Here is a 16,557-nt window from a genome sequence, read left to right as displayed (position 1 = left end):
GGCTATAAGGGGTGAGAATATCAATTGGAAAAAGATGCTGACCCATTATTATCCATAATTACGGTTAACTATAATGGCAAGGATTTTTTGCCTGGCCTTTTTCAGTCCCTGGCCCATCTGGATTATCCTCAATCCAAGCTTCAGATAATAATGGTGGACAATGCTTCCACTGATGGCTCCGTTGATTTTGTACAGCAGAACTACCCCTGGGTACAGATTGTTGCCCTGGATAAAAATACAGGCTACGCCGGGGGCAATAATGAAGGTTTCAAGCATGCCCGGGGTTCATATATCGCCCTCATAAATAATGACTGCGTAGTGGATGCCGACTGGGCCCGGCAGATGCTGGCTATATTTGAAGAATCAAGCCCTGATGCCAAAATAGGGGCGGTGGGCTCCAAGGTTCTTTTCTATTATCCTTACCTGCCCCTGGAGCTGGTTTCAGACAGCATTAGCACTAAAGGCAAGTCCCAAAAAGGCAGGAGGCTGGGGGTAAAAGTATCAGGCCTTAGCCTTTCCTCCCAAAATCCCTGGGTACAGGCCAGCATAAAATATTTGGATGGCTTCTATACCCCGGAGGGAGATGGCCGGTGGACCAATGGGGACGGCTACCTGGCTGTACCTGTTGCCCGCCAGGACCAGGACATGAACATCAATGTAACCCTATCTTCCTATCTGGAGCCTAACCGGGCAAAGATACTGTTGGGGGAGCAAATCCTAAAGGAAATAGACCTGGGTAAAACCGAACAGGTAATTACACTGGACATACCCCGGGATTATCTACAGTACCAGAAGGATATCATAAATTCCTGCGGGGTTAAGGTAAACCGTTCTTTTTATGCCCGGGAACGGGGATTTAATTGCTTTGACGAGGGACAATACAGCCGGGTGGAAGAGGTGTTTGCCTTAAGCGGTTCCAGTTTTATGGTAAACCGGGCCATGCTGGAGGACGTAGGGTGGTTTGACCCTTATTTTTTTACCTATTATGAAGATATAGACCTTTTCTGGAGGGCCAGGCTAAAAGGTTGGAAACATTTCTTTGTTCCCAATTCCATAGCCCGCCATTTTCATTGTGGTTCGGGGCAGGAATGGTCCCATAGCTTTACTTATTATGTGTTAAGAAACCGTATGCTGGCTATTTTTAAATGCGGATGGTTTGCCCTGTGGGCCAGGACCTGGCTGGCCTTTAGCGTGTCCATGCTGTATCACCTGTTCTTTTACGGGGGTTCCCTGGCATTAGGCAGGCGGCTTAACCGGGTAGATATACCCATACGGCTAAAACTATTTTTTAAATTTTTCTATTTGTTTATAATCTTTATACCTAAAAGGATAAAAGTAAGGTCGGCTGCATCAGTAAAGGATAAGCAGATCAAGGAATGGATACGGAGTTTTTAGTCAGGATAACCTATGGTAAGAATTGGAATTTACGATCGCTACCTTTCCACTGCGGGGGGAGGGGAAAGATACAGCTGCAAGGCAGCGGAGATATTATCCCGGCAGCAGGGCTACCAGGTAGACCTGCTCACTGACTTGCATGCTGATCTTAACCAGCTTTCAGGCCGGCTGGGATTGGATTTGAGCCAGGTAAGGCTAAAGCATTTTGCCTTTATTTCTCCCCATTATGCCCAAAATATTACCAGCGATTATGATTTGTTTATAAATGCCACTTACCTAAGTTCTTTGCCGGCATACGGGGCAGTCAATCTATACCTGTGCTATTTCCCTACTCCCTTTGATGTGGATTTTGGATGGCTTCACCGGTTTCTGCTGTTGTTCAGGGGCCCTGCCCTGGCCTTGTTCCACCTGGCTGAAAAATGGTGTCCCAGCTTCAGGCAGATAGAGATACTGTCCGGCCTGTATGAACCCCAGCGGTTTTTGCTGGGCAGGGGAAGCTGGACCAGCGGCCAGGCCAGCTTGAAGTTTAGCGGTCCTGCTGTAGTGGGATTAAAGAACCCTTCGTCTAGCCCTTTGGACCAGCTTGCTGCTGAAATCAAGGTAATAGCAGAAAACGGTATGCAAACAATCCCTTTAGCCTTAGAGCGGGGGCAGGCCAGGATTTTGGATTTAGGCCGGGGGCCGCTGCAGGTAGAGATTAAGTCTGATACTTTCAGCCTGCCTGGAAAGGATACCCGGGAGCTGGGAGCAGTGGCCTACCAGCTGGGCACCAAAAACCCGTTAAAGAAATTTTTATTAAAGATAATAGGTTATATACCCCAGTTTATAGTTTCCTACCCCCGTAACCTGGATTTTTTGGATACCTACCAGGGAATAATCTCCATTTCCCGTTACAGCCAGAAATGGATAGAGCAATGGTGGAAAAGACGGTCAGAGCTGCTTTTTCCCCCGGTGGAGGTAGAGCAGTTTAAACCAGGTAAAAAACAAAAAGCCATACTTAGCGTAGGCAGGTTCTTTCCCGAGCATCATAATAAGAAGCAGCTGGAGATGGTGGAAACTTTCAAACAGCTGTGTGACCAGCATAGCTTGGAAATGGAAGGTTATCAGTTGTATCTGGCAGGGGGCCTTTCCCCTAAAAAAGAACACCAGGATTATATGAGGGCCATAGAAGCCAGCGCCAAAGGCTATCCGGTCCATATTCTTCCTAATATTGGTTATGACCAGCTGCGCCAGCTGTTTGCCCAATCCACATTTTTCTGGCATGCTGCCGGGATGGGGGAAGATGAGGCCAGGCATCCGGAAAAATTTGAACATTTTGGTATAACCACGGTGGAAGCCATGGCCGCAGGCTGCGTGCCTATAGTTATAAATAAGGGAGGGCAAAGAGAAATCATCAGGGATAAAATAGACGGTTACCTGTTTGACAGCCTGGACCAGCTAAAGCAGATCACCCTGGATGCTGTACAGGGCAGGCTGGACCTAAAGCTGGTTGCAGATAGGGCCAGGGAGAGGGCCCAGATGTTTTCTAGCCAGAATTTTTCCCAAAAATTATTAAAAATAGTACAGGATTACCTCCGGCATGGATCTGAGCATAATAACCGTAAATTATAATGGGCTGCCTTTCATAAGGGAGTGCATAGAAAGCACCGGCAACCTGGATGCCGGGCTCAGCTGGGAGATGATAGTGGTGGATAATGACTCCCAGGATGGGAGCCTGGCTTACCTGGAAGATATAGCCGGCCAGAGCACCAGCCTTAAGCTGATAAAGTCAGGCAGCAACCAGGGATTTGCCTCTGCCTCCAATCTGGGAGCTGGCCTGGCCAGGGGCAAATACCTTCTTTTTTTAAATCCTGATGCCCGGTTCAGCCAGAGGGGTATCTATAAGCTGATAGAGTTTTATTGCCTGAAGGGCAATACAGAAAAGATAGGGGCTGTGGGGCCCCGCATGGTTAATACAGACGGTACCCTGCAGTACAATGCCCGCAGCTTCCCCAATCTGGGGAGGCAGTTTCTAGAAAGCAGTTTCCTGTACCGTATACGCCGCATACCTTGGCTTAGTTCCTATTTTCTGCTCTGGTGGGACCATGCCAGTGTACGGGAAGTGGACTGGCTTTCCGGAGCCTGCCTGTTTATAGCCAAAGATACTTTCGGGGAAGCAGGGGGCTTTGACCCCAGCTATTTTATGTACAGCGAAGATACCGATTTATGCCTGCAGCTGGCTAGAAAAGGCTACCATAACTATTATTATCCCTTTTGGGAAGTGATCCATGCAGACAGCGGCATAGCTTCCAGAAACCGGTCATTGAGGATGTCCCAAATTTGGGAATCCAGAACCATCTATTTTAAAAAAAATTTCAATTGGTGCTACAGCAAGGCAGCCAGCATACTGTTTGGATGGGGAATACTTAACCGCACTATTTTAGCTTTTGTTTTGGGCCAAATACCTAAAGCCCGGGAATGGGGCCGGGTATTTATCAATTATTTTGGGTGATGATATGAAACCGGTAAAAAAAGATACTGCTTTTATTGCTACCGTATACAATGAATCTAGTTCCATAACGGACTTTTTAGACAGCCTTACCGGGCAAGAATTGCTGCCGGGCCAGATAATTATAGTAGACGGCGGCTCCAAAGATGGGACTTACCAAATGCTGCAGGATTATTTTAGCCATTACCAGCAGACAGAAGTAATACTGATGCAGAAACCAGCCGGTATATCGGAGGGCAGGAATACAGCTATTGCCGCTGCCCGGGCCCCTATTATCTGCGTTAGTGATGCTGGCTGCATACTTAATCCTAATTGGCTAAAAAACTTAACGGAGGAGGCGGGACCGGATTTGGTAGTGGGCGGATACAGCGCAGCCTGGGCAGATTCTTTTTTGGAAAGGTGCCTGGCGGCAGCGGTAGTGGTATTGCCTGAACAGGTAAAAGAGGAAAAATTCATGCCTTCTTCCCGCAATGTTTGTTTTTACCGGTCAGCCTGGGAGAAAGTGGGAGGATACCCTCAATATATGGATTATGGCGAAGACATGAAATTTAATTTCAATTTAATAAAGGCGGGATACCATATAAAATTTGTGCCTCAAGCAGTGGTTCAATGGAAGATGAGAGCCAGCCTGCCCTCTATATTCAGGCAGTTTTTCCGCTATGCCAAGGGAGATGCCATAGGCAGGATGTATAAAATGAGGCATATGATCAGGATAATATCATTGTTTTTATTTATAGCGGTTTTAGTCCTTGCTTTCAGCCTAAGCGGGTGGATTTTACTGATGCTGGCCCCCTTGCTGGCATTTTATGCCTGGCCCGCCTGGAGAAGGATAGGAGCTGTTTTTGAAGGCAGATCCGTAATTGAAAAGGCAGCAGCTTCCATATTTATGCTTTTTTTACTTCCCTACATAGATTTGGCCAAACTGGCCGGTTATATTTACGGCTGGTGCAGCCCCAAGCAACTATAACCAATTTATTAAAAAAAATTATATTAAAAATTTCATAATTTTATTATAGATATAAATTATATATTATGATATCATAAGTTATGCTTATTTCTTTATAATTTACTTATTACAGTAATTATAAATAAGAAATGTTTATATAAGTTTTTTGGGGGTGAACCAGTGAATGATATAAAAAGAATCGATACTAATGAGCTTCGGGTAAACTTAACCAAATACTTAACCGAGAACTTGGGTGATACTATATACATTACCAGGTATAACAAACTGGTAGCTGAGCTGAGGGTTTACACTGAAGACATCAGGAGAAAAACGGAGCTGAGGATTGCCAAGAAAATGATAGAGGCCGCAGAAAGAGAAAAGGGCAACTAGGCTTACCTTATTTTGAAAAAAAATTATTCCAGTAGCAAAACTGCTGGGATAATTTTTTTTACCCTTTTTTGTTCTTGCTTTATTTTAATACATACCTTAAGATTGTATTCAATTATCTATTAACTTATTTTTAAACGGCAGTAAATGCTGGGCATAAACACTAAATTAAAACAATTAACTAAACAGGGAAAATCCATAAAGGTAGCAGTAGCAGGCATTGGCCATATGGGCATTAGCCTGCTTTCACAACTGCAGGATGTAGAGGGCATAGAGGTAGCAGCTGTAGCTAACCGCCATGTTGACCTTATAGCTGATAAATTAAAACATCTTAAGCTGGGTTCGGGTAAAACGGAAGTAATTGCCAGCAAAGGCTCTTCCTTTGAAAGAATTGAAAGACAAGCTAACCTGGCTGCTAAAGAAGGCCGGGTGGTATTAACTGACAGTCTTGACCTAATGACCAGTTTAAATAAAGCAGACATAGTTATAGATGCCACCGGCAGCCCTGAAGCAGGAGCAGTGATTGCCATGTCCGCTATCCAGCATAAAAAACATATGGTAAGCCTCAATGTGGAAGCGGATGTTACCATAGGGCCCATGATAAAAAAAATGGCCGATAAACAGGGACTGGTTTACACTGTGGGAGCGGGAGACGAACCTGGTGCCCTAAAGGAATTATATGATTTTGCAACAGCATTAGGGTTTACAGTAGTGGCTGCAGGAAAAGGTAAGAACAATCCCTTGGACCGGGATGCCACCCCAACTACTTTAGCCGAATATAGCAAAATCAAGGGAGCCAATCCCCGGATGATGACCTCTTTTGTAGACGGCACTAAATCCATGGAAGAGATGGCCTGTTTTTCCAATGCCACCGGCATACTCCCTGATGTCAGGGGCATGCACGGAGCTAAAGCCAATATTGATGAGCTGGCCACTGTTTTTGCCAGCAAAAAGCAGGGGGGCATACTGGAAAGGATACCGGCTGTAGATTTTGCTATCGGAGATGTGGCCCCCGGGGTTTTTTTGATATATACCACTGAAAATCAAATTTTAAAAGATGAATTAAAGTACCTGCTGTTTGGGGACGGGCCCAATTATCTTCTGTACCGCCCTTATCACCTGGCCAGCATGGAAGTACCTTTATCGGTAGCTTTGGCTTATTTTTACCAGCAGGCTACTATTTCTCCCTTGGATGGCCCCGTATCCCAGGTAATAACTGTAGCTAAAAAAGATCTGCACAAAGGGGACTCAATCGATGGCATAGGGGGTTATACAGTATACGGGCTGATAGAGGAATACCATACTGCCCGCAGCCAGGACCTTATTCCCCTGGGGATGGTAGAAGGGGCCCAGCTTACTGTTGATGTAGCCAAGGGCCAGCCCCTAACCTCTAAAATGGTACGCATAAATGAGAGTAGCGTTCTTTACAAATTGAGGAAAATGCAAGAGCAGACCTATGGATAAATTACCTCCGGTATTTAATTATTATAAGCCCCATATAGAAAAACAGCTCAGCAGCAGCCTCCAGGACAGGGATTTACCTTTCTACCAGATGCTGCGGTATCACCTGGGCTGGGTGGATGAGCAGGGTAAGCCCATTGCCACCAAGGGGGGCAAGTATTTAAGGGCTACCTTGTGTCTTTTGGCTTGCGAAAGCTTAAGTTCTAATTTTAAGCCTGCCCTGCCTTTGGCAGAGGCTATTGAATATGTCCATAATTTTTCCCTGGTACATGACGATATCCAGGACAATGACCAAAAGAGAAGGCATAAACCCACTGTTTGGAGTATCTGGGGCAAACCCCAGGCCATTAATGTGGGTTCGGCCATGAGGGTAATAGCCAGCCTGGCAGTGCACAAGCTTTCCCGGTACGGCATAAGCTGCAGCAGGCAGATGAAAGCTTCATCCATCATGGACCAGGCTTGCCTTAATATGATAGAGGGCCAATACCTGGACATTAGTTTTGAGCATAAAAAAAATATTAGCCTGCAGGATTACCTGGTTATGATTGAAAAGAAGACAGCGGCCCTTATTGAGGCCAGCCTAATGATGGGGGCCTGCCTGTTTGTAGGGGGCAGGAAGCTGGAGGCATTTGGCGCCTTGGGCAGGAACCTGGGCCTGGCTTTCCAGATAAAGGATGATATGCTGGGAATCTGGGGCAATGACCAGAAAACCGGCAAGAGCAGCGGCAGCGACATATTAAAGAGGAAAAAATCAATGCCCATCGTCTACCTTATGGAAAACGGTTCTGAACAGGTAAAGAAAGGCTTGTCATCAATATACAGCCAGGACAAGATTTCCAAAAGGGATCTGCAGCAGGTTCTAGATTACCTGGACCAGGCAGGGGCCAGGGAGTATTGCCAGAAGCAGGCTGACCATTATTATTTAAAATCCCAGCAGGCTTTAAAAGGATTGCCCCTGCAGGGCGGTACTGAAAAACACTATTTAGAGATTTCAGAATTTTTGGTAAAAAGAGAATTTTGATATGGTGTCCAACAGCGGCAGGAAGCTGGAGCATTTAAATATCAGTTTAAACGGCAGCTATAACTTAAACCAGGGAAGCAATGGCCTTTCCGGCTACCGTTTTTTACATCAAGCCCTGCCCCAGGCTGACCTGAAAGCTATTGATACTTCCACTAATTTTTTAGGCAAGCCTTTAAAGCTGCCCTTGATGATATCCCCTATGGTGGGCGGAATAAAGGAAGCCCAAAGCCTTAACCGCAAACTGGCCCAGGCAGCCCAAATGATGGGTATTGCCATGGGGGTGGGGTCACAGAGGACTGCCATAGAAGACAGCAGCCAGGCAGAGACCTACCGGATAAGGGATGTAGCTCCGGGCATACTGCTGCTGGCCAATCTGGGGGCAGTACAGTTAAATTACGGCTATGGCTTAACAGAATGCCGGCAGGCGGTGGAAATGATTGAAGCTGACGGACTATGCCTGCATCTAAACTGCATTCAGGAAGCTTTCCAAAGCGAAGGCAATCAAAATTTTAGCGGCCTGGCGGAAAAAATTAAAGAAATATGCTCCAGCCTGGGATTTCCGGTAATAGCAAGGGAAGTTGGTTTCGGGATAGATGCCAATGCCGCCAGGATGCTGCTGGATGCGGGGGTGTCAGCTATAGATGTAGGGGGCCGTGGAGGTACTTCCTGGATTGAGATTGAAAAGATCAGAAGCCGGGACCCTATACTAAAAGAAGTAGCAGGGCATTTTAGCCAATGGGGGATTAGCACCGCTGATTCCCTGAATATGGTAAGGGCTGAATCCGGCAGTATCCCCCTTATTGCTTCCGGGGGAATAAGAAGCGGATTGGAAGCAGCCAAATGTATTGCTTTAGGGGCAGACCTGGTGGGAATAGGACTTCCCATGCTGCAGAATGTAAATTATTCTGTAGAGGTCTGCCTGGATTATATACGCCAGATAGAAGCAGGCCTAAGGATAGCCATGTTTGGCATTGGAGCCAGGGATATCTTGAGCCTGAAGAATACCAAACACCTAGTTAAGGGGGTACCCAGTTGATCTATTCAGCCCGGCTTTCCCTGCGTCTTCTGTCCCATATCAGGAGGAACCTGGCTGCCGGCAACAGCAAGTTTCCCTTTGTGCTTATGCTGGAGCCATTATTTAAATGCAACCTCAAATGTGCCGGATGCGGCAGGATCAAGGAATATAAGGATATCTTTGACCAGACCATGGATTTGGAGCAATGCCTGGATGCAGCCCGGCAGGCAGGCGCACCTATAGTTTCAGTTACCGGGGGAGAGCCTTTGCTGCACCCCCAGGCAAAGCAGATTGTTGAGGGGCTGCTAAAGGAAGGATATTTTGTCTATCTATGCAGTAACGGCCTGCTCATGGAGGATTTTTTAGACACTATTGAGCCTGATGCGGGATTAAGCCTGGTTATCCACCTGGATGGCCTAAAAGAGACCCATAATAAGATGGCAGGGAATATAAATGTGTTTGATGCTGCGGTATCGGCCATAAAAAAAGCCAAGAAGCTGGGGTTTGCGGTAAGGACCAATACCACCGTTTATAATCACAGCAGCCCCCAGGAGATAAACAGCCTGTTTGACCTGTTAAAGGAGATAGGAACAGACGGGGTAATGGTATCTCCCGCTTTCAGCTACCAGGAAGTGGACCATGACCTGTTTTTGCCCCGGGAAAAAACTTTTAAGGCCTTTCAAGAGATATACGGGAACCTGGATTCGGTAAGGCTTTACAATACTCCCCTTTACTGGGATTTCCTACAGGGCAGGAGGGAGCTGGAATGTGTTCCCTGGGGCAACCCTACGGTAAATCCCCGGGGGTGGAAAAGCCCTTGTTACCTGATAACCGATTCCCATTATCCCAGCTACAGGGAGATGATAGAAAATACTGACTGGCATAAATACGGCAGGGGCAGAGATCCCAGATGTGAAAACTGTATGGTCCACAGCGGTTATGAAGCCAGCTCAATTTTAGGCCAAAAAAGCTTTTCGGATCTACTTAAACTGGCAAAATGGAACTTTACCGGGAGAAGATAGGTGAAAGCACTGGTTACCGGCGCTACCGGGTTTATAGGAAGCCATGTGGCAGAAAAACTTATAAAGGAAGGGTTTGAAGTTAGGGCACTGGTGAGGCCTGAAAGCAATCTGAGCAACCTAAGCGGACTCGATGTCAAACTATGTTATGGGGACTTGACCAACCGGGAGTCTTTAGATGACGCGGTTAAAGGCTGCGATAGCCTGTTTCACGTGGCGGCCAGTTACAGCTTCTGGTGCCGGGATGCCCTGCTTCCCTATAGGGTAAATGTAGAAGGTACCCGCAATATCATGGAAGCAGCAGTTGACCATGGCGTAGAAAAGATAATATACACCAGCAGCGAGTCCACCATTGCTATTGATAAAAACCAACCCCTGGGAACAGAAGGCAGACTTAACCATCCCCAGCAGGTATACAGCCATTACAAGCGTTCCAAGGTGCTGGCAGAGATGGAAGTAGCCAAGTTATGTGGACAGGGATGGCCCATTGTTATTGTAAATCCCACCGCCCCTATCGGAAGCAGGGATATAAAGCCTACACCCACCGGAAAGATAGTGCTGGACTTCCTGCAGGGGAAGATGCCCGCCTATGTTAATACCGGTTTAAACATAATCGATGTAGAGGATGTGGCTGCCGGCCACCTGCTGGCCTACCACAAGGGAAAATGCGGCCAGAGCTATATACTGGGCCATGAAAATATGACTTTAAGGCAAATACTAGAGATGGTAGCCAATCTGGCCGGCCTAAAACCGCCTAAAATACAGATACCTCTATGGGTAGCTGCAGGAGCTGCCTGTTTTGACCAGCTGATAAGTGACAAGATACTCAAAAAACATCCCCGGATTCCTTTAGCGGCAGTAAAAACTGCGGCCAAGAAAAGATTTTTTGATTGCAGCAAGGCCAAACAAGAACTGGGATTAAAACCAGGCCCGGTTCAGGATGCCTTTACCAAGTCCATTAACTGGTTTAAGGAGGAAGGCTATGTTAAGCATTGATACCGAAAAAATTGCGGATCACATAGAGAGGTCCCAGGATTATCTATTATCCCGGCAGCATAAGGAAGGATACTGGGTAGGACTGCTGGAAGCTGATGTCTCTGTGGTCAGCGGTTTTATCCCCCTTATCAGGTTTTTGGGAATTGAGAACCTGGGCAAAGAAAAGAAAGCCATGGATTATCTTCTAGACCATCAGAATACGGATGGTTCCTGGAGCATGTTCTACGGGGGGCAGGGCAGCCTTGATGTAACCATCCAGACCTATTTCGGCTTAAAATTTTTAGGTCTTAAACCGGAAAATGAGCAATTGGCCAGGGCTAAAAAATTTATACTTAACCAGGGAGGGATAGAAGCAGCCAATACCTATACCAAAATTATCCTAGCTCTTTTTGGGCAATACAGCTGGAAAGGCATACCGGAGATACCTCCGGAGATTATATACCTGCCCCGGTGGTTTCCCATAAATATCTATGACTTTGCCAGCTGGACCCGGTCTACCATTATGGCCTTTTCCATTATCATAGCCAAAAAACCGGTATACAAATTAAACCGGGAGCAATCGGTGTTTGAGCTATACCGTAATCCGGAACGGATTAAACATCCAGTGCCCTACCAGGCCGGAAGCAGGTGTTCTTTGGGGAACCTGTTTTTGCTGTTTAACCGGGCGCTAAAGATATGGGACAGCCTGCACAATAGGCTCAAGATAGGGCGCCAGCCAGCTATCAGCAAGGTGGAAAAATGGATTATTGACCGCCAGGAAGATGACGGAAGCTGGGGAGGAATAATGCTGCCCTGGCTGTTTTCATTAATTGCTTTAAAAATATTGGGCTACAGCAATGACCATCCGGTAATCTCCAAAGGGCTAAAGGGTTTAGATGATTTTATCTCGGAGGGATCCCGCCATATCATACTGCAGCCGGCTACCTCACCGGTATGGGATACCGCCTGGTCGGTGATTGCTTTAAGGCAGTCAGGCCTGCCTGCGGGCCATCCCCGGCTAAGCCGGTCGTTAGAATGGCTGTTAAGCAAGCAGGTAACCGAGGAAGGCGATTGGAAGGTAAACAATCCCCGTACAGCCTCAGGATGCTGGTCCTTTGAATTTGAAAATAAATATTATCCCGATATCGACGATACGGCCATAGTGAGTATGGCCCTAAGCTTATTAAAGGATAGCTCCGGCCAGCATCAACAGGCAGTAAGCAGGGGTATCGACTGGGTGCTTGATATGCAAAACAAGGACGGCAGCTGGGCTGCCTTTGACCGGGATAATAATAAGAGGATTATCAGGGATATACCCTTTGCTGATTTTATAACCCCCCTTGATTTTGGCAGCCCGGATATAACCGCTCATGTGCTGTGGGTTTTGGCCAAGCTGGGTTATACCAGTGAGATAGGCCCCATATCCAGGGCCCTTAAATATATCAAAAGGTCCCAGAATGCTGACGGCAGCTGGTATGGACGTTGGGGTGTAAACTATATTTACGGCACCAGCAAGGTGCTGCAGGCAGCCGCTGCTTTGGGTTTGGGTGCCAACAGCAGCATAGGGCCCCATATAGAGCGGGGAGCTGAATGGTTTATGTTTATACAGAATGAAGACGGGGGATGGGGGGAAAGCTGCGCTTCTTACGAGGCAGGCAGCTATCAGCCCCTGGGGGTCAGCACTGCCAGCCAGACCGCCTGGGCCTTATTGGGCCTTATAGCCTCCCGGGGCCTTTGCCGACAGGTGGAAAAAGGAGTAGAATATTTGTCTTCTACCCAGAATGCTGACGGCAGCTGGAGCGAGAAACATTTTACCGGAGGTGGATTTCCGCGGGCTTTCTATTTAAAATACGAGCTGTATAAGGATTACTTTCCTTTAATGGCTTTAGCGGAATATAAAAAGAGAATAGACAGAAAACAGCAAGGATAATTATGAGCATGCAAAAAACAAATCTGGCTAAAAATGAACAGGAGCGCCAACTGGCCTCTATTAAGCCCCAAGACAGGGTCCTCCTTATATCCCATTGTTTGCGGCCTTCACAGCTGTGCCAGGCCAGGGTGGGAAAACAGGGGTTGGAGTGCAGGGATGACTGTCCCCACCGCTGTACCATAGGCAGATTGAGAATATTGGCACAGGAGCTGGGTTACGGGGGTATATGCATCGCTCCCGGCGGCTCTATGGCCTTAAGGTTTGTTAAAGAGAAAAAACCCAAAGGTATAGTGGCTATTGCCTGCAACAAAGAGCTGGAAGAGGGAGTTTGCGCTGTAGGAGATATACTTAAGGATGATGACATCAGGCACTTGCCATTAATAGTTACCATACCCTTAACCAAGGATGGTTGTGTGGATACCGAGGTTAATGAGGAAGAAGCAGAAAGGATAATCAGGCTGTAGGTGATGGAAATGATTTGTGAAATAGCACCGGCCAAGGTAAACCTTACCTTGGAAATAATTGGCAGGAGGGATGACGGCTACCATGATATTGAGTCCGTAATGCAAACTATAGACATATGCGATGTGCTTACTTTCTGGGAAAATGAATGGATCCAGGTGGTGCCGGAATACTCCGGGCTGCCGGCCAAGGATATGCTGTTTGGGGAAGACAAAAATAACTACCTGTTTGATAATCTGGTATATAAGGCGGCGCTGCTCCTAAAGGAAGAAACCGGATACAGCAGCGGGGCTTTAATCAATTTAAGAAAAAGCATACCTTCGGCTGCCGGTCTGGGGGGAGGCTCCAGCGATGCAGCAGCTACCTTAAGGGGACTTAACCAGCTGTGGAAGCTTAATTTAAGCCAGGACGACCTGGCCCAGCTGGGAGCCAAAATAGGTTCAGATGTACCTTATTTTATATATGGGGGAACCTGTGTGGTAACCGGCAGGGGAGAAAAAGTAAAAAAGGTAAAAGACCTAAAAACCAAGTGGATGACAGTGATACTGCTGCCCCTGGCTATGCCCAATAAAACAGCCAAAATTTACTCCTATATAAATCCCTATCATTATTCGGGAGGAGAATACAGCAGCCGGCTGCTGGACAAACTGGGGCCCAACAATGGGGGCAATAACTTTCAGTCAGAGCTGTTTAATGTGTTTGAGAGGGTTTACAGTACCCAGTTTAAGCAGTTTTCATACTGGATTGATAAACTGCAGTCAATGGGTATAGCCCCCATACATTTGGCAGGAAGCGGCCCTGCCGTTTATTTTATATCTTCTTCCCGGGAAAAGGTGAGGGATATAACCAGGCTGCTGGAAGGCAGCGGTTTAAGCAATTATGTAGCCAGGACGGTACCATGACCCAGGAACAACGAGGGCTGGACACCAGGAGCAGTATCCTGGCTGCAGCGGCGGAAGTGTTTTCAGAAAAAGGTTTTTACGAAAGCGGCATTGATGATATTTGCAGCCAGGCAGGTATAACCAAGGGAGCCTTTTATCATCATTATCGAAGCAAACAGCAGTTGATGATGGAGCTGATGGAAAGATGGATGGACCAGATAGCTTTGAGCATAAGGCCGGTAGAGCTAAACAACCCTAATTTTTTGGAATTGCTGTTAAGCCTTCCAGAAGCCATGAAACCGGCTTTCACCAGGATTAAGGGTCAGCTAAACCTGTTTTTAGAGCTTTATATCAAAGGGTTAAGTGACCCCGAGCTGAAGGTAGTCAGCCAAAGAACCTATGATAAGTTTACTTCTTTCTTTAGCCATATAATTGAGCAGGGCATAAAACAGGGATCCATAAAAAAGGTGGATGTGGGGGAGTGTTCCCGGATATTGTTTTCCCTAACCATAGGTTTTATGGTGCAGGGACTGCTTGATCCCGATGGTGCGGACTGGATTGGGCTGGTAAAAAAAAGTATACTGATGCTGCTGACGTAAAGCGGTTATAGCACTGCTGTTCCAAATATATTAAAATAAAGAAAAAAGATTATTGCGCTATTGTCACCACAAACACAAAAAACTAAACTGCTGATAAGCATAGTCAGCTATAACAGCTTGAACTATGTAGTGGATTTGTTAAATTCCTTAAAGCAAAACCCCCCTTCTTTCCCTTACCGTACAGTGGTGGTGGATAACAGGTCCAGTGATGGGACTGCTGAACACCTAAAACAGGACTATAGCTGGGTAGACCTAATTGAAAATCCGGATAATAAAGGTTTTGCAGCAGCCAATAATAGGGCCATGGCTGCTTTTGATTCTGATTATGTGCTGCTTATAAACAGTGACTGCCAGTTGTATCCCGGTTCGGTACAGAACCTCATTTCCTTTTTGGAAGAGAACCCCAGGGCAGCTATAGCGGGGCCAAAAATAATAAACAGTGACGGCACCCTCCAGCCTTCCTGCCGCCGGTTTCCTTCCATGTTTAATGCTGCCCTGCACAGCCTGCTGACTGCTGTTTATCCCCATAATCCCTTTTCCAGGAAGTACAAGCTTATGGAAGCAGATAAAAGCAAGCCCTTTGAGGTAGATTGGGTATCGGGTTCCTGCATGGCCATAAGAAGACAGGCTTTAGAACAGGTGGGCAGCCTGGATGAAAGATATTTCATGTATGTGGAAGATTTGGACCTTTGCTACCGGGTATGGCAGAAGGGTTGGAAGGTATACTATTTTCCTTACAGCCAGGTCCTCCATCATATTGGAGGCAGCAGCAGGGGCAGGAATATCAGGGCTTCTTACCTTATGCAAAAAAGTGTTTTTTATTTTTACTGGAAACATTACCGCAAGAGCTGGAAGGTATGCTTTTTACCCGTTCTGCTGGTTGTACTGGCTTTGAGGTTCCTGGTAACTGCTGCCAAAAGTTTGCTGTTTAGGAAAAGCAGGTCTTAATTTTAGTTTGTATAGTTTGTATTTTATATTAAAATGGTTTATATATTTTTAGGCTACAGATTTAGGAGTATATACTTTTGAATATAATAATAACCGGAGCAGCAGGATTTGTAGGCAGGCATCTGGCCCGGCTGCTTCTATCCCGGAACCACAGCATCGTAGGTATTGATATCAATCAGGATCATGGTTTGGGTTTCCCTATCCAGGGTGTTGACCTGACCAAACAGCAACAGGTAGACCAGCTCATAAAGCAGGTTAAACCGGAGGGGATATTCCACCTGGCTGCCCAGGCTTCAGTTTCCTATTCCTGGCAGAATCCGGTGGATACTTTCAGGACCAATGTATTTGGGGGAATCAACCTGCTGGATTCAGTTAAAAAATTCAGTCCTGGTGCCCGTGTACTGATGGTATGCACCGCGGAGGAGTACGGCCAGCCTCCCTGTCACCAGGCCATTGATGAGCAGTTTCCGCTAAATCCCCAGAACCCCTATGCAATCAGCAAAGCAGCCCTGGATTTTTTTGCTCTTACCTACAGCCAGGCCTACCAGCTTCAGGTGCTGGTGACCAGGTCTTTTAACCATATAGGGCCGGGACAGTCTGACCGTTTTGTGTGCAGTGATTTTGCCAGGCAGATAGCCTGTATTGAACAAGGATGCGCAGATCCAGTAATAAAGGTAGGCAACCTGGAGGCTTACCGGGATTTTTTGGATGTGAGGGATGTGGCCGCTGCCTATAGCGTTATACTGGCCCAGGGCAGGCAGGGAGAACCCTATAATGTTTGCAGCGGGCAGAAGATAAAAATAGCAGAAATACTTAATATCCTAATAGGCTTAAGCAGCGCCCGGCAGGATATTAAGGTAGAGATAGACCCAAATAAATTCAGGCCGATAGACATACCGTCCATATACGGGGATAACCGGAAACTAAAGCAGGACACCGGCTGGCAGCCCCAATATGATTTAATAACCTCTCTTTCCGACACCTTAAACTGGTGGAGAGAGAAAGTAAACCAGGAGAATAGGAGGTAGAA

General features: G+C 46.7%; 16 protein-coding genes. All 16 read left to right on the top strand.

Annotated elements, in window-relative coordinates:
- Positions 1-24 precede the first annotated feature (24 nt).
- Positions 25-1,395, top strand: coding sequence for a glycosyltransferase family 2 protein (locus tag PHN32_04725; protein MDD3776889.1), 1,371 nt, complete (start codon positions 25-27; stop codon positions 1,393-1,395).
- Between the two features lie 12 nt (positions 1,396-1,407).
- Complete coding sequence (locus tag PHN32_04720; protein MDD3776888.1) at positions 1,408-3,006, top strand: glycosyltransferase; 1,599 nt, start codon at positions 1,408-1,410, stop codon at positions 3,004-3,006.
- Positions 2,975-3,886 (top strand): glycosyltransferase family 2 protein, encoded by a 912-nt coding sequence (locus tag PHN32_04715; protein MDD3776887.1) that lies wholly within the window; start codon positions 2,975-2,977, stop codon positions 3,884-3,886. The genes PHN32_04720 and PHN32_04715 overlap by 32 nt, the downstream gene beginning before the upstream one ends.
- 4 nt (positions 3,887-3,890) lie before the next feature.
- Positions 3,891-4,850: a glycosyltransferase gene (locus PHN32_04710; GenBank protein ID MDD3776886.1), complete on the top strand. Its 960-nt coding sequence runs from the start codon at positions 3,891-3,893 to the stop codon at positions 4,848-4,850.
- A gap of 159 nt (positions 4,851-5,009) precedes the next feature.
- On the top strand, positions 5,010-5,219 hold the full coding sequence (locus PHN32_04705) for a hypothetical protein (GenBank protein ID MDD3776885.1): 210 nt from the start codon (positions 5,010-5,012) through the stop codon (positions 5,217-5,219).
- 144 nt (positions 5,220-5,363) lie between these two features.
- Positions 5,364-6,680: an SAF domain-containing protein gene (locus PHN32_04700; GenBank protein ID MDD3776884.1), complete on the top strand. Its 1,317-nt coding sequence runs from the start codon at positions 5,364-5,366 to the stop codon at positions 6,678-6,680.
- Positions 6,673-7,698 carry a polyprenyl synthetase family protein gene (locus PHN32_04695; GenBank protein MDD3776883.1) on the top strand — a complete coding sequence of 342 codons (1,026 nt, stop codon included), beginning with the start codon at positions 6,673-6,675 and terminating at the stop codon, positions 7,696-7,698. Before PHN32_04700 ends, PHN32_04695 begins: the two co-directional genes overlap by 8 nt.
- 1 nt (position 7,699) lies before the next feature.
- Positions 7,700-8,734 carry a type 2 isopentenyl-diphosphate Delta-isomerase gene (gene fni / locus PHN32_04690; protein MDD3776882.1) on the top strand — a complete coding sequence of 345 codons (1,035 nt, stop codon included), beginning with the start codon at positions 7,700-7,702 and terminating at the stop codon, positions 8,732-8,734.
- A complete protein-coding gene (gene hpnH, locus PHN32_04685) occupies positions 8,731-9,735 on the top strand; it encodes an adenosyl-hopene transferase HpnH (protein MDD3776881.1) in 1,005 nt (334 codons plus the stop codon). Before fni ends, hpnH begins: the two co-directional genes overlap by 4 nt.
- A complete protein-coding gene (locus PHN32_04680; protein ID MDD3776880.1) occupies positions 9,736-10,728 on the top strand; it encodes an NAD-dependent epimerase/dehydratase family protein in 993 nt (330 codons plus the stop codon).
- Complete coding sequence (gene shc, locus PHN32_04675) at positions 10,715-12,637, top strand: squalene--hopene cyclase (protein MDD3776879.1); 1,923 nt, start codon at positions 10,715-10,717, stop codon at positions 12,635-12,637. The genes PHN32_04680 and shc overlap by 14 nt, the downstream gene beginning before the upstream one ends.
- An 8-nt stretch (positions 12,638-12,645) precedes the next feature.
- Positions 12,646-13,101: a DUF116 domain-containing protein gene (locus PHN32_04670; GenBank protein ID MDD3776878.1), complete on the top strand. Its 456-nt coding sequence runs from the start codon at positions 12,646-12,648 to the stop codon at positions 13,099-13,101.
- A 3-nt stretch (positions 13,102-13,104) separates the two neighbouring features.
- Entirely contained in the window at positions 13,105-14,001 is an 897-nt protein-coding gene (gene ispE, locus PHN32_04665) for a 4-(cytidine 5'-diphospho)-2-C-methyl-D-erythritol kinase (protein MDD3776877.1), read from the top strand.
- On the top strand, positions 13,998-14,579 hold the full coding sequence (locus tag PHN32_04660; GenBank protein MDD3776876.1) for a TetR/AcrR family transcriptional regulator: 582 nt from the start codon (positions 13,998-14,000) through the stop codon (positions 14,577-14,579). Before ispE ends, PHN32_04660 begins: the two co-directional genes overlap by 4 nt.
- A 60-nt stretch (positions 14,580-14,639) precedes the next feature.
- Positions 14,640-15,527 (top strand): glycosyltransferase family 2 protein, encoded by an 888-nt coding sequence (locus PHN32_04655; GenBank protein ID MDD3776875.1) that lies wholly within the window; start codon positions 14,640-14,642, stop codon positions 15,525-15,527.
- A gap of 77 nt (positions 15,528-15,604) precedes the next feature.
- Positions 15,605-16,555 (top strand): GDP-mannose 4,6-dehydratase, encoded by a 951-nt coding sequence (locus PHN32_04650; GenBank protein MDD3776874.1) that lies wholly within the window; start codon positions 15,605-15,607, stop codon positions 16,553-16,555.
- Positions 16,556-16,557 lie beyond the last annotated feature (2 nt).

This window comes from Actinomycetota bacterium (genome assembly GCA_028698215.1).
Lineage (GTDB): Bacteria > Actinomycetota > Humimicrobiia > Humimicrobiales > Humimicrobiaceae > Halolacustris.
This window is presented reverse-complemented; position numbering and strand designations above follow the sequence as displayed.

Bases quoted from the DNA above. Each gene is read 5' to 3' on its own strand.
- PHN32_04715 (MDD3776887.1), top strand. From the start codon at position 2,975: ATGGATCTGAGCATAATAACCGTAAATTATAATGGGCTGCCTTTCATA.
- PHN32_04695 (MDD3776883.1), top strand. From the start codon at position 6,673: ATGGATAAATTACCTCCGGTATTTAATTATTATAAGCCCCATATAGAA.
- PHN32_04660 (MDD3776876.1), top strand. From the start codon at position 13,998: ATGACCCAGGAACAACGAGGGCTGGACACCAGGAGCAGTATCCTGGCT.
- PHN32_04670 (MDD3776878.1), top strand. From the start codon at position 12,646: ATGCAAAAAACAAATCTGGCTAAAAATGAACAGGAGCGCCAACTGGCC.
- fni (MDD3776882.1), top strand. From the start codon at position 7,700: ATGGTGTCCAACAGCGGCAGGAAGCTGGAGCATTTAAATATCAGTTTA.
- PHN32_04710 (MDD3776886.1), top strand. From the start codon at position 3,891: ATGAAACCGGTAAAAAAAGATACTGCTTTTATTGCTACCGTATACAAT.
- shc (MDD3776879.1), top strand. From the start codon at position 10,715: ATGTTAAGCATTGATACCGAAAAAATTGCGGATCACATAGAGAGGTCC.
- PHN32_04700 (MDD3776884.1), top strand. From the start codon at position 5,364: ATGCTGGGCATAAACACTAAATTAAAACAATTAACTAAACAGGGAAAA.
- PHN32_04720 (MDD3776888.1), top strand. From the start codon at position 1,408: ATGGTAAGAATTGGAATTTACGATCGCTACCTTTCCACTGCGGGGGGA.
- ispE (MDD3776877.1), top strand. From the start codon at position 13,105: ATGGAAATGATTTGTGAAATAGCACCGGCCAAGGTAAACCTTACCTTG.